Origin of the sequence: Paenibacillus sp. VTT E-133291, from assembly GCF_002264395.1 — a bacterium.
Taxonomy (GTDB): domain Bacteria; phylum Bacillota; class Bacilli; order Paenibacillales; family Paenibacillaceae; genus Paenibacillus_AQ; species Paenibacillus_AQ nitricinens.
This window is the reverse complement of sequence record NZ_NFVA01000035.1, coordinates 1-13,687: the sequence shown is the minus strand read 5'-3', so window position 1 is coordinate 13,687 and position 13,687 is coordinate 1. Positions and strand designations below refer to the sequence as shown.

Below are 13,687 nucleotides of genomic sequence, written 5' to 3'. Positions count from 1 at the left end.
AATTTATGGAAACGAGATAGTCAATTTGCCGAAAGAGGTTGAAATCGACAATGTGGGGAGCTCCTTTTTCAGCTCAAAGCCGCAAGCTGCTGCTACTGGGCAGCGGGGAACTGGGTAAGGAAGTCATAATCGAAGCTCAACGTCTTGGCGTAGAGACCGTAGCTGTAGACCGTTATAGCGATGCACCAGCGATGGGTGTAGCTCATCGTTCACATGTTATTGATATGCTGGATGCAGAAGCGCTTAAAACGCTTATTCGCTCAGAGAAACCGGATGTTATTGTTCCGGAGATTGAAGCAATCGCTACTCATGCTCTTCAAGAGCTTGAAGAGGAAGGTTTCTTCGTTGTTCCGACCGCACGAGCGGCTCGTTTAACCATGGACAGAGAAGGCATTCGCCGACTTGCTGCTGAGGAACTTGGATTGCCAACAGCGGATTATCGTTTTGCAGATAGTCTGGAAGAACTTCGTCAAGCCGTTGCAGAACTAGGTACTCCTTGTGTCATCAAGCCGATTATGAGTTCTTCCGGCAAAGGTCAGAGTGTTTGCAAAAGACCGGAGGATGCGGAAGAATGCTGGAACACTGCTTTGGATGGAGCGAGAGCTAAAGGGACTCGTGTTATCGTAGAGGCATTCGTTACCTTTGAAAGCGAGATTACACTTTTGACGGTGCGGTCCGTGGCTGGCACGATATTTTGTCCACCTATTGGGCATATTCAGAAGGATGGGGATTATGTCGAATCATGGCAGCCTCACTTTATGAAGGCGGAACTTCTTGATGAAGCTCAGTCTATTGCCAAGGCAGTTACCGATCAGCTCGGAGGTTTCGGTATTTTTGGAGTGGAGCTTTTCTTGACGGATCGAGGCGTATTGTTTAGTGAAGTGTCCCCTAGGCCTCATGATACGGGGATGGTAACGATGGCCACGCAGGATTTATCTCAATTTGCAGTGCATGTCAGAGCTATTCTTGGTTTTCCAGTCCAGTCAGTACAATTATTGACACCAGGTGCCTCAGCTACGCTGAAGGCTGAAGGAGAAGGACGAGCTTTTGTTGTGACCGGAATTGGTGAAGCTTTGGAACTACCTAGGACTCAGGTTCGGGTGTTTGGTAAACCAGAAGTCCGTCCAGGGCGGCGGATGGCTGTAGCGTTAAGTGCGGCGGAAAATGTGGAAATCGCGCGGACGGTAGCCAAGCAGGCAGCGTCTATGCTAAAAGTGGAGGTAAATGAGGATGAACAGTAGTACCATGGCACCTGTACTGGAAATTCGCAAATGCGGCTTGAATGATCTGGAGAGAGTGACAGCGCTTCTGCGTGAATTCGGCTATCCAACAACGCTTAGCGTGATGAAAGAGAGACTTGAAAGCATGGAGAATAACCATCTCCAATGCACGCTTGTTGCAGAACTAAACAATGAAGTTGTGGGAATGGTCGGTCTTAGACAGGTAATCTCGTATTACAAACAGACAGATTGTATCACTGAGATTACTGCACTTATCGTATCAGAAGAACTCAGAGGAAACGGACTCGGTAAAAGACTTGTGGCCGCAGCTGAAGAATGGGCACGTGAGCAAGGTTGCTGTCAGCTCTTCTTGAGAAGTGGTAACCGCGTAGAGCGCGCACCGGCACATTCCTTTTATCGTCATCTAGGTTTCGAAAAGACAGCAGGCTATCGCTTTAACAAAGCGTTGCTATAATACTTATAGGTTCCGATCATCCCCATCCCAGCTACGGCGGGATGGTTTTTTTTATGTAAATATAAGGAACGATCAAGGATATGAGCCGAGAACATAATCCCTCTAATCTTCATACCCAGTTTTTATATCCATACGACGCTAACTTTCATGTCGCTTTTATTCCGGATTTCCGCTCTCTTATACTCTGAATTTTATAATCCTCTGACTGCCTTATGCAGTTAATAGACCAATTCTTTTAATTTATAATAAATCGATCTAAATAACTAACCATAGATGGAATAGTTTGAATCATATAGAATGAATTTTATGACAGTTAAATAAATCGTTTTCAAAGAGGGATGAGAGATGTACAAGTTAATTCTTGCTGAAGATGAAGAAGATGTAAGGGAAGGGGTCATCAGTCAGATTGATTGGGAGCACTTTGGCTTCGAAATTGTAGAACAGGCGGAGAATGGACGAGAGGCAGCGGATGCGATAGATCGTTTGCTCCCGGATGTAGTGGTGACTGATATTCAAATGCCTTTTATGAACGGGCTGCAGCTGGCGGAATGGATTCGCGAGCGGCATCCTAATACCAAGATCATTATTTTGACAGGGTATGATGAATTTGAATATGCACAGAAGGCGATTAAACTGCAAATCGATGAATATATTTTGAAACCGTTTTCTTCACAGGAGTTGATTGATGTTCTGCTAAAGGTCAGGGGTACTATAGAGGCTGAAATCGCAGAGAAAGAGAATGTTTTTGTACTCAGTGAGCATTATCGAAAAAGTCTGCCTGTGCTGCGTGAGCAGTTTTTATCTTCACTAGTTTCACGCAAGTTACGAATGAATGAAATAAACGAGAAAAGTTCGGAATACGGAATAGATCTACATGGGAAATGGTTCCAAGCCTCGGTAATTAGTGTGGATTATATTCGTCCAGAACGGGAAACCGTTAACCTTACCGGAGGTAAGCAAATTTCTTTGCGAGATACGGGAGAGAGAAATTTACAGCTCTTCGCTGTGCTGAATATTGCGGAAGAATTATGTAATAAGCATAATTTTGGCAGGGTGTTTATCCATCGTGATGAGGTAGTGCTTCTTTCCATTTGTGATGCAGGAGAAGAAACTGAAATCACGGGGAGAACTTTTGAAATTCTAGAAGAAATCCGCCACAATGTGCAGCGGTTTCTTAAGCTAACGGTTACCGCTGGTTCTGGAACGGTTTGTCACTCGCCTGCTATGCTATTTAACTCCTTTGGAGATGCCATGCAAGCGTTAGATTATCGCCTCATTCTTGGCAATAACAGAGTCATTTGGATCGAGGATGTGGAGTCACGTTCGAATACACTCTTGGCCTATGATGAATTGACCCAGCAGTCCTTAATCCGAACGATTAAGATGGGAACCGTACAGGAGCTTAAGGAGGTCGTGGAGGAGTTATTTGGCGGATTGAATGCTGAGCAGGTATCTACTCAGGATTATCAGATTTTTTTGCTGGAGATTATTACATCTATCCTGCGTGTAGCCAAAGAGTCCGGTAGTGATGCTGCTAAGTTCGTTGGATCTGGCATTTCCTCATTAACTGAGATGAATAAATTCAATAGTATGAGTGAAGCCAAGCAGTGGATTATTACCATCTGCAGCCGGCTAATGGACTCCATTGCTTTAGAACGCCAATCTAGCTATAAGCTGCTCATTGATGAAGCTAAAGATTACATCCGTAGCCATTATGAGGAATCGGATATTTCTATCGGAAAGGTCTGTCAGCATTTACATATCAGTACAGGCTATTTTAGCAGTATTTTTAAGAAGGAAATGAAGATGACTTTTGTTAGTTATCTCTTGCAAATCCGATTAGAGGCAGCAAAGGAACTTTTACGCTCCACGGAACTTAAGGCTTTTGAAATCGCCGAGAAAATTGGCTTTGCTGATCCTAACTATTTCAGCTTCTGCTTCCGTAAAAAATATGGTCAGTCTCCCAAAGAGTATAAAAATAGCTCCAGAGGAGGGTAGTTATGCGGCAAGAAAAGCCCTATTCTTTTCGACTGCGGCCGCAGCATTCAAAAGGGGGGAAACGTCGATTGTCCTCTAAGCTGCGTAGTATTCAAGTAACGATTACGCTCACTTTTACATCCGTTGCCGTTCTTGTAGCCGTCGTTGTCAGCCTTATGCTGTATAACAAGTTTGCGAAGACAGCAGAAGAGAATGCCAATATGAATATGCAGCAGATTATTGAGCAAGTGAACTACAATTTGGAGCTTTATGTTAAAGGAATGCGAAATATTTTTGAAACTGCAGAAGATCAAATTACGAATAGTCCCTCCGTAGACTCTGCTTTATTGATGGAAAGAATGGCCATGTTAATGGGAAGTAGAGAGGATCTGGTTTCTGCAGCGGTTTTTACACCACAGGGGAAATACGTCGTGGGTACAGCAGGACAGAAACTGCGCAGCAACACACAGTTAGAAACCCAGAGCTGGTTTACAACGGCCAAAAGAACATCTGAGATCTCCTATTCGGCTCCACATATTCAGAACTTGTTTAAAGGTCAATATATTTGGGTCGTGTCGATCAGTAAACTCATTCAATATCAGGAGAAGGGAGTACTAAAAACGGGTATCCTCCTTATGGATTTTAACTTTCGCACCATAGATGAGCTGAGTAAGCAGGTTAAGCTTGGTAAAAGAGGATACGCTTACATCCTCGATCAATTAGGCAACATCGTGTATCATCCGCAGCAGCAGCTTATTTATGCTGGTTTAAAGTATGAGAATGTGGAGCCGGTATTGGAATATGCTTATCGTAGTTATTTGGATGAATCTACAGGTGAAAAACGATTTATTACAGTACGAACGCTAAAACAGACTGGGTGGAAAATAGTAGGTGTTGCTTATTATGACGAGATCGTGACCACCAAGCGTGATCTGAACACCTTTTTATCCTGGTTCTTAGCGGTAGTTATTTTATGTGTAATTATCGTATCTGTCTTTTTGTCTGCGCGGATTGCCCGCCCGATCCGTAAGCTGGAACGGACACTTCAGCAGGTAGGAGAAGGGGATCTTAATACTCGAATCGATGTAAGTGGCGCCTATGAGGTAGAACAGTTGTCTAAACGCTTTAACCTCATGCTGCAGCGTATTCGTCAATTGATGGATCAAATTATTTATGAACAAGAGACGAAACGTAAGGGTGAGCTTGAAGTTCTGCAATCCCAGATTAATCCACACTTTTTGTACAATACCTTGAACTCTGTGATCCGGCTTGCTGAGCGTGGTAAGACGGAGGAGGTCGTTACAATGATTCAGTCTTTATCTAAGTTTTTCCGGATTAGTCTAAGCAAAGGGAATAATATGATTACCGTGCAGGAAGAGCTTGATCATATTCGTCATTATCTCGTCATTCAGAGCTTTCGTTTTAAAAATAAATTCCGCTACGAGATCATTGCACAGGATGAGGTACTGCAGTGTCAGACGATTAAGCTGATTTTGCAGCCTATTGTAGAGAATGCCTTGTATCACGGAATAGAAATGATGCCTGATGAAGGTTTTATCTCTATCCAAGCAGAACTGAAGGACAATCTTGTCATCATACGGATTAGTGATAATGGATTAGGAATGTCCAAGGAGACTATGAAGGTTATTTTGACAGGCGGCAGTAAGAGTATGAGTGGTTCCGGGGTAGGCGTAAGAAATGTGAACGAGCGTATTGAGTTGTACTATGGCCGTGAATATGGACTTTCTTTTGAAAGTGAAATTGAAGAAGGCACTACGGTTACCTTTATCTTCCCGGCATTAGCAAAAGTCGAAGGCAGTGAAGGGCTTAAGGAGGATGAGACATCGTCATGAAAACCTTTCGTTTTTGGCTAACTTTGTTAATGTGTGCGGTGTTATGGACTACAGTTACCTCTTGTTTTAATTCAGCACCCAATTACATCAATACAAATAAGACCCGTAATATTCATCTCATTGTGAAAATGAACAGGGGCGATTACTGGAATACGGTTAAATTGGGAGCAGAAGCTGCAGCACAGGAATTCAACGTTAAATTAACCTTTAAAGCCCCGGACTCTGAGAGTGACATCACAGAACAGGTGAAAATGGTGCAGGACTCCATTAAAGAAAAAGCAGACGTGATTATTTTAGCTGCAAGTAGTTACATGGGGCTTGCTCAGGTTGTAGATCAGGCTGCTTATTCTAAAATCCCTGTGATATCCGTAGATGCGGAAGTAGGTTCAGCAAGAGTAAGGACATATATTGGCTCGAACGGCTATGAGGCGGGTCAAAAATCTGCAGAACGGCTGATCAAGCTGTTAAAAGGTTACGGCGAGGTGGGCATTATTAACTTCACCAATTCAACGCAGAGTGAGAAGCTGGAGTCTTCTAACGGCATTGAGTATGGGGCAAGAGACGCGGAGGAGCGGGAGAAGGGATTTTTAAATTACACTGCGCGTTATCCGAATATACAGGTGGTTGAGATTTCATACACGACCTCCAGTATTAAGGATGCAGAAGATCTTACACAACTGATGCTGCTGAAGCATCCGAATCTTCGAGGAATTGCGAGCCTGAATGAAACTGCTTCACAAGGGGCTGCAATGGCTATCCAAAGTCGGGGGCTGCAAAATATTAAAATGGTAGCCTTTGATAGCTCTCCTTCCATGATGGAATTGCTGCAGGACGGTACTGTTCAAGCAACAGTGATACAGAATCCTTTTAGCAACGGGTATTTGGCTGTAAAACATGCCGTTGAAGTGATCGAAGGAATCGATGTACCAGAACGCGTCGATACAGGAACAAAGCTAATTGATTTGGACAATATGTTGTGGCCTGAGAATCAAAAGCTGTTATTTCCATTTGTTAGATAGATGTTGATTTAACGTGAAACGGATACCATCCTTGAATGGGGCGGTATTCGTTTTTTATTTTAGAAGATAAGAAAGTATAAATTTTAAATGAAAATCATCCTTATATTTCTTCTTGGGTTCATTAGAATTTTTATAGTAATGAGTAGGATTTTATATTCGCAAGCGTTTTCAGGTGTTGCATAATATGGATGTACCCGAGACGATCAGGGGCAAATAAAAAAGAAGTATAAATAGGAGGTCAATGAATTATGAAAAAAATCACTTCCGTTCTATTAGCTAGTGCTTTGCTGGGTGCTGCTCTGACAGGCTGTGGTGGCAACAACAAAACTACAGATAGTGCTGCAGACAAGGCAACTAACGCTCCAAAGACTGAGAACTCGGGCACTACAACAGAAACGCCTAAAGTTGGGGTCGCCATTTACAAATTTGACGATACTTTTATGACAGGTGTTCGTAACGCTATCGATAGTGCTGCTAAAGGCATCGCTACAGTAGATATCGTAGATAGCCAAAATTCACAACCAACACAAAATGATAAGGTTGACTTATTCATCACTAAAAAATATAACGGAATGCTGATTAACCCAGTTGACCGTACAGCTGCTGGCGTCATTATCGAAAAAGCAAAAACAGCAAACATTCCAGTGGTATTCCTTAACCGCGAACCGCTTCCTGAAGATATGAAGAAATGGGATAAGGTTTATTATGTAGGTGCGAAAGCAGAAGAGTCCGGTACAATGTCCGGCCAACTGATTGTTGACTACTGGAAAGCGCATCCTGAAGCGGACAAGAACGGCGACGGAGTTCTCCAATATGTAATGCTAAAAGGCGAACCAGGACACCAAGATGCTGAGCTTCGTACTACTTACTCTATTCAAGCTATCGAAGATGCAGGAATCAAGGTGGAGAAACTGGCTGAAGATACAGCAATGTGGGATCGCGTAAAAGGACAAGAAAAAATGGCTGCATTCCTTGGCTCCCACGGCGACAAAATTGAAGCTGTTCTTGCTAACAACGATGATATGGCCCTCGGTGCAATCGAAGCTCTGAAAGCTTCAGGTTACTTTACAGGTGACAAATTTATGCCGGTAGTAGGTGTGGATGCAACTGCTCCTGCGATTCAAGCGCTGGAAGATGGAACAATGCTTGGAACGGTGCTGAATGATGCGAATAACCAAGGTAAGGCTGCTATCACAGTTGCCGCTCTGCTTGCTAAAGGCGAAACGCCTACGAAAGATAATGTGGGTTTTGATATCACTGATAACCAATACGTATGGATTTCCTACAAAAAGATTACGAAAGACAACATAGCTGACGCTAAGTAATTAACCTCGGCTACAGAGTTACTCATGATCATATGACAGCACGGGGAGCGGATAACCGCTCCTCGGTATTTCTTTTAGGCAGGGAACAGGATGGAACCGCTGTGCCTCTCATAAAAAAGAAAAAAAGCGTAGGGGGCGTAACAACATGGAAAAAGCTGAGTTTTTGCTGGAAATGAACAATATTACGAAAGAATTCCCCGGCGTCAAAGCGCTGGATGATGTTAGTTTAAAGGTCAGACCGGGTTCGGTGCATGCCCTTATGGGCGAGAATGGTGCAGGTAAGTCTACACTTATGAAATGTCTCTTTGGTATTTATTCACCGGATGCCGGTGAGATCTTTTTGGATGGCGAGAAGGCTTCCATCAGCAGTTCAAATGATGCGTTAAAAAGCGGTATATCGATGATTCACCAGGAGCTGCATCCCGTGCCGTTCCGAAGTGTTATGGAGAATATCTGGCTAGGACGTTTTCCAACGAAGGGAATCGGCCCCATTCAGTTTATCGACCATAAGAAAATGTTCACTGACACGGAAAATTTGTTTAAAGATCTGGATATCGATCTGAATCCCGAAACATTAGTGGGTAAGCTTTCCGTATCCAAAATCCAATCCATTGAAATTGCGAAGGCTGTCTCTTTTCACTCCCGAGTTATTGTAATGGATGAACCCACTTCTTCCCTAACCAGTGTGGAGGTGGAACATTTATTCCGGATCATACGGGATCTCAGAAGTAGAGGCGTAGCTATTATCTATATATCTCACAAAATGGAAGAGATTCTTGCAATCTCTGATGAAGTTACTATTATGCGTGACGGTAAAAAAATCGGAACCTGGCCAGCAGAGGAATTAACTACAGATATTATCATTTCCAAAATGGTGGGCCGTGATTTGACCAGCCGTTTTCCTGAGCGCTTCAACGTACCTGGTGAAGTATACATGAAGGTGGAAGGCTTAACCTCCCCTGAGGAAAGATCATTTAAAGATGTGTCTTTCGAATTAAGACGTGGAGAGGTCCTTGGTATTGGGGGTCTGGTAGGTGCCCAGAGAACTGAGGTCATTGAGGCGTTGTTCGGTCTGCGAGCCTTGAAATCCGGAACGATCTCTATTAAAGGCAAGGAGGTTACTATCAATTCTCCGAAGGATGCTAAGAAACACGGAATGGCTTTGCTTACCGAAGAACGTCGTGTAACAGGAATTTTCCCAGTTTTATCTGTCCATGAGAATGGTGCGATTGCTAATCTACATCGTTACCAAAAACCGTACCTCCTGCTGAATAGCAAGAAGAAAAAAGTTGAAGTAGATAAAATGATTGAAAAATTACGAACTAAAACACCTACAACCAAAACGCTAATCATGAATCTTTCTGGTGGTAATCAGCAAAAGGTGCTGCTCGCCAGATGGTTGCTTACTGAGCCCGAAATCCTGCTTCTGGACGAGCCGACTCGCGGTATCGACGTAGGGGCTAAATTCGAGATTTACTCCATAATTGCTGACTTGGCCCAGCAAGGGAAGAGTATCATTATGATCTCCTCTGAAATGCCGGAGCTGCTCGGAATGTCTGACCGTGTAATGGTCATGTCGGAAGGACGGCTTACAGGAATATTAGAAGGCGAGCAAGCTACGGAAACCGAAGTTATGCGTCTCGCTGCACAGCATTAAGGAGTAAGGATAGGAGAATATGCTTGCGTAATTTTAAGGGGGATCACTACAAATGAACGTTAAAAAAGCTCAATCCTTTGTGACTCAAAACGCGATTTACATCGTGCTGGTACTGCTGATTATGGGGATCATCATATACGATCCAAACTTTATGTCCATCAACACCTTGCGTGACGTACTGATTCAGTCGTCTACACGCGTTATCATCGCGCTTGGGGTTGCCTTTATCCTTATTACGGCAGGTACTGACTTGTCCGCCGGACGGGTGGTTGGTTTTACGGCGGTTATCTCCGCTTCGATGCTGCAAATCCCAGACTATTCCCGTCGTTTTTTTCCAGATCTTCCGCAAGTGGAAGTAATCCTTCCTATAGCAATTGCTATCATTGCTGGTCTTCTCTGTGGACTTATCAATGGTATTGTCGTTTCCAAGCTTCACGTTCCGCCATTTATAGCTACCCTGGGTACAATGCTCATCGTGTACGGGCTGAACTCCCTGTACTTCGATATGGACCCGAACCAATCCCAGCCAATCGGCGGTCTGCGTCCTGATTTTACCAAAATCGGGTCCGGCTTCATCGGGAGCGGCAAATATTCAGTACCATACATTGTTCTCATAGCCCTGGCGGTCGCCGCCATTGTTTGGGTGGTATTCAATAAAACCAAGCTGGGTAAGAACATGTACGCTATTGGCGGAAATATGCAGGCGGCTAAAGTATCCGGTATCGATGTTTCCAAGAACCTGATTTATATCTATGCTATTGCTGGTGCGCTATATGGTCTGGCAGGCGTTCTGGAAGCTGCTAGAACAGGTGGAGCAACTAATAACTACGGTAACATGTATGAACTTGATGCCATTGCAGCTTGTGTAGTCGGTGGCGTATCTACAACCGGGGGCATTGGTACTGTGCCGGGTGTTCTAGTGGGGGTTATCATCTTTACTCTCATTAACTACGGTCTGACCTTTATCGGCATTAGCCCGTACTATCAGTTAATTATCAAAGGTTTGATCATTATAGCCGCAGTCGCATTTGATATGCGGAAGTACTCTTCGAAGAAGTAGTCATGGTCGCGGGGTGATTAAGGGCTAACTCCGGGAAATATTGGGCTTACGATCGCTGTTATTCTCAGATTCCTTGATTGATACCGCGTTAGCGGCTGGAATCTGAGAACAAAGGTGACCAATTTGTTTCTACAGCTCCAAAGTTCCTCTCTGTTCTCATTATCACCTCGCTGGGGTAAGACAGAAGAAGCGTTTGCTAGTTACCGCAAACGCTTTTTGGCATGTCTCTTTCAATGGCTTTGCACTGTCACAACCAATATCGCACAAACATTATCGCCTACTGCCGCCGATAGTCCTACCCCGACTTCCACGGTTAAGACCAACCTATATTATACGCTGACACTGTACTCGTTTTTGTTTGAAATGTAGTAAATGAACGGTATCAATCCCGTATAATCGACTGAATTGAGCTAAATGAAGTGTAATTGTTTTTGTTCCCGCCTAATACCCACCGTGCAACCAGTATCGACACATCTAACTCGCTTGATGCGTTTTCAACTTCATCAACATCTAAAAGATCAAAATCACATAAACCAACATTCTCCCATATTCTATAGGCAAATGCCTTTGTTAAAGGGGAGCGACTGGATGTTAAGGATTAGATTGAATGAGCTGGGGAAAGGGAATGACAATGGTCCGTTGCAAGCGGATGTATGGAGATGGGACGGCATTGGCTGGAACGAATATATTACGCAGCAAGAAGAAGATTTCATACGTACAGAAGAGGAGCTGTTCGTTACGATCCCAGCAGAGGCGGGATTATATCGTGTAGACTACTCTAATAAGCCTTATGAGACGCCGTATGTATTACCGGAGTGGGTTGACGACGAATTAAGAAATACTGGGCTGCATCCGGCGCCCTTTAATCTTAAAGAGGGTACGCTTTGGGGATATATTAACGACGAAGGTCGTGTTCAGATTGAACCTAGATACGAATATGCTGAGGATTTTCAGAAAAATGGGCTAGCAATTGTACAACGAAAAAACAGTAGCGGACTGATCGACAGCTCTGGACGGGAGCGGGTGAAGCCCATTTACTCGTTTATTGCCCCTTTTTCGGAAGGACGCGCAGTAGTATCAGATGCGAAAGGGTACACATTTATTGATGAAAAAGGTAAAGAGGTGACTCCAGCCCGTTATGATTATCTAAACTCATTACATGAGGGACTTGCATTATTTTCGAAACAAAACACAACGGGTGGTCAATCCCTATACGGGTATGTAGATGCGCAAGGCAAAGAGGTTTTGCCTGCAATTTATTTGGATGCCAATGATTTCATGAATGGTGTGGCTTTAGTCAAGATTAAAGAGGGGGATTACGCACTCATTGATCCTGAAGGGAAGATTCTGCATACGTACAATCATCCATTCGTAGGGAGTCCGGGTGATGGGCTGCTCTCCTATCAAGCGACTGAGAACGGTAAGTACGGTTACTTAAACACTGATGGAACAGTAGCTATTCAGCCACAATTCACTTCTGCCTTACCTTTTTCGGAGGGGCGTGCAGTGGTGAACACCGCGGAGAACTATGGCAACGCCTATGGGCTGATTGATAAACAAGGAAAAATGATCATCCCTGCGAAATATTATGAAGTCCTGCAGCTTGGTGAGGGCAGAGCAGCCATAGGAACACCAATATTCCCTAGTCAACCTTATCGAGGCTCACGTTACATTATCGCTGATGCAGAGACAGGAGCGATTCTGAGCAATCATACCCTGCTTGGTGTGAATAATTATCAGGACGGACTGGCGTCTGTGTATGATGCTAAGGAGACTTTTTTTATAGATCGAACTGGAAAAAGAGCAGCTCAGCCTCCAGTTATTCAAGGGACGGGAACACTTACCCTCAGTGGGCGCCTAATTAGAGCAGATATAGATCAACGTACAGCATATTATGATCGTCAAGGGAAACAGATTTGGAGGCAAAATGGAGTCATCCCACTGAGACCGCCATATTCCGTAGTAGAGAAGAAGTACAAACCGAACAGGGATTATCTGGTTTACTATCCGGTTGTTGAGGGAATTGCAAGTGCGGAAGTTTCTAGAGAGGTTAATGATAAATTACGGAAGCTTTCGCTAGTCGAAGACCCAGGTAGTAATGGAGCAACACAGGATTTCAGTTACAATGGTGATTTTTCAGTGTCCTTTTTCCGCAAAAACCTTCTAGTGCTGGAATTAACGGGTTATCGATATCCTTTTGGAGCAGCCCACGGTATGCCTACCAAAATCTATACCCATACTAATTTGCGAAATGGAAGGTTCTATAAGCTGGGTGATCTGTTCAAGCCAGGAAGCAGATATGTGGAGAAGCTAAGTAAAATCGTCGGAAAGCAGATTGAGAATGACCCTCAATACTCTTATGTTTTTCCGGATACGTATAAAGGAATTACCTCGGATCAGCCTTTCTTTGTAGATAATGAAGCGTTGTATCTTTATTTTGCTCCTTATGAGATTGCTCCTTATGTTGCGGGTTTTCCCACTTTCCGTATTCCATACGCGGAAATTATGGGACTTATCTCTACTGAGGGAGACTTTTGGCAGTCGTTTCACTAGTTCCCTCATATCCATTAGCACTTAGAAGTTGCTATTCTCTCGAGAATGGCGACTTTTTTTGTTTTTTATCGTGAAAATCTAATGCATTCAGACTCAGAAAACTTACAGTCAAGACTATTAAATGTTAAAAATTAGAAGAGCACAGCTGATAGAATTATGCTACAATGACTGAGGAACAAATTACAACTTTGTAACATTTGTAGCTGGTCACTCTAAGCAGAAACATATATTACACACAAGAAAGAGGAGATGGCAGAATGAAGAACAAGAGATTAAGAGCAATTATTGGTGGTAGTGTAGCAGCTGTTATGGCCCTTAGTATTTCACTTCCACTCGAAGCGAATGCGGCCTCAACTGAAGTAACAGTAATTAAATCAGGTACTAGCTATGAGCAAGTTTTACAATATCTAAAACAAGCCAACCTACAGGGATTCCCTATTTTTAATAGCACAATCGTGGTGTCCAAGCCTCAAACAGGAACGGTTCCAAATAAAGATACATCTACCGCAACTCCGGTTACTAAGCCTTCGGATACGACTACTGTAACT

Annotated in this window: 10 protein-coding genes; all 10 read left to right on the top strand. The window is 43.6% G+C overall.

The genetic code is table 11. The annotated features are described in order from the left end of the window. The first annotated feature begins 50 nt into the window (after nucleotides 1–50). Entirely contained in the window at nucleotides 51–1,241 is a 1,191-nt protein-coding gene (gene purT / locus CA598_RS15305) for a formate-dependent phosphoribosylglycinamide formyltransferase (protein WP_094872595.1), read from the top strand. Continuing rightward, nucleotides 1,231–1,695 carry a GNAT family N-acetyltransferase gene (locus CA598_RS15300; protein ID WP_256989949.1) on the top strand — a complete coding sequence of 155 codons (465 nt, stop codon included), beginning with the start codon at nucleotides 1,231–1,233 and terminating at the stop codon, nucleotides 1,693–1,695. The genes purT and CA598_RS15300 overlap by 11 nt, the downstream gene beginning before the upstream one ends. A 345-nt stretch (nucleotides 1,696–2,040) precedes the next feature. Beyond that, entirely contained in the window at nucleotides 2,041–3,693 is a 1,653-nt protein-coding gene (locus tag CA598_RS15295; RefSeq protein ID WP_094877072.1) for a response regulator, read from the top strand. 2 nt (nucleotides 3,694–3,695) lie between these two features. Then, entirely contained in the window at nucleotides 3,696–5,525 is a 1,830-nt protein-coding gene (locus CA598_RS15290; RefSeq protein ID WP_094872598.1) for a sensor histidine kinase, read from the top strand. After that, on the top strand, nucleotides 5,522–6,544 hold the full coding sequence (locus CA598_RS15285) for a substrate-binding domain-containing protein (protein WP_076284597.1): 1,023 nt from the start codon (nucleotides 5,522–5,524) through the stop codon (nucleotides 6,542–6,544). Before CA598_RS15290 ends, CA598_RS15285 begins: the two co-directional genes overlap by 4 nt. A gap of 248 nt (nucleotides 6,545–6,792) precedes the next feature. Beyond that, nucleotides 6,793–7,869 (top strand): galactose ABC transporter substrate-binding protein, encoded by a 1,077-nt coding sequence (locus CA598_RS15280; RefSeq protein ID WP_094872599.1) that lies wholly within the window; start codon nucleotides 6,793–6,795, stop codon nucleotides 7,867–7,869. 145 nt (nucleotides 7,870–8,014) lie between these two features. Beyond that, nucleotides 8,015–9,526, top strand: a complete 1,512-nt coding sequence (locus CA598_RS15275) for a sugar ABC transporter ATP-binding protein (protein ID WP_094872600.1) — start codon at nucleotides 8,015–8,017, stop codon at nucleotides 9,524–9,526. 52 nt (nucleotides 9,527–9,578) lie between these two features. Beyond that, nucleotides 9,579–10,586 carry a galactose/methyl galactoside ABC transporter permease MglC gene (gene mglC, locus CA598_RS15270; protein WP_094872601.1) on the top strand — a complete coding sequence of 336 codons (1,008 nt, stop codon included), beginning with the start codon at nucleotides 9,579–9,581 and terminating at the stop codon, nucleotides 10,584–10,586. A gap of 588 nt (nucleotides 10,587–11,174) precedes the next feature. Then, complete coding sequence (locus tag CA598_RS15265; RefSeq protein WP_094877071.1) at nucleotides 11,175–13,139, top strand: WG repeat-containing protein; 1,965 nt, start codon at nucleotides 11,175–11,177, stop codon at nucleotides 13,137–13,139. 257 nt (nucleotides 13,140–13,396) lie between these two features. Continuing rightward, the coding region (locus CA598_RS15260) for a hypothetical protein (protein WP_373455832.1) at nucleotides 13,397–13,687 on the top strand (291 nt) is incomplete at its 3' end.

Coding starts and splice junctions, on each gene's coding strand:
- CA598_RS15265 (WP_094877071.1), top strand. CDS start 11,175: ATGTTAAGGATTAGATTGAATGAGCTGGGGAAAGGGAATGACAATGGT.
- CA598_RS15295 (WP_094877072.1), top strand. CDS start 2,041: ATGTACAAGTTAATTCTTGCTGAAGATGAAGAAGATGTAAGGGAAGGG.
- mglC (WP_094872601.1), top strand. CDS start 9,579: ATGAACGTTAAAAAAGCTCAATCCTTTGTGACTCAAAACGCGATTTAC.
- CA598_RS15275 (WP_094872600.1), top strand. CDS start 8,015: ATGGAAAAAGCTGAGTTTTTGCTGGAAATGAACAATATTACGAAAGAA.
- CA598_RS15300 (WP_256989949.1), top strand. CDS start 1,231: ATGAACAGTAGTACCATGGCACCTGTACTGGAAATTCGCAAATGCGGC.
- CA598_RS15285 (WP_076284597.1), top strand. CDS start 5,522: ATGAAAACCTTTCGTTTTTGGCTAACTTTGTTAATGTGTGCGGTGTTA.
- CA598_RS15290 (WP_094872598.1), top strand. CDS start 3,696: ATGCGGCAAGAAAAGCCCTATTCTTTTCGACTGCGGCCGCAGCATTCA.
- purT (WP_094872595.1), top strand. CDS start 51: ATGTGGGGAGCTCCTTTTTCAGCTCAAAGCCGCAAGCTGCTGCTACTG.
- CA598_RS15280 (WP_094872599.1), top strand. CDS start 6,793: ATGAAAAAAATCACTTCCGTTCTATTAGCTAGTGCTTTGCTGGGTGCT.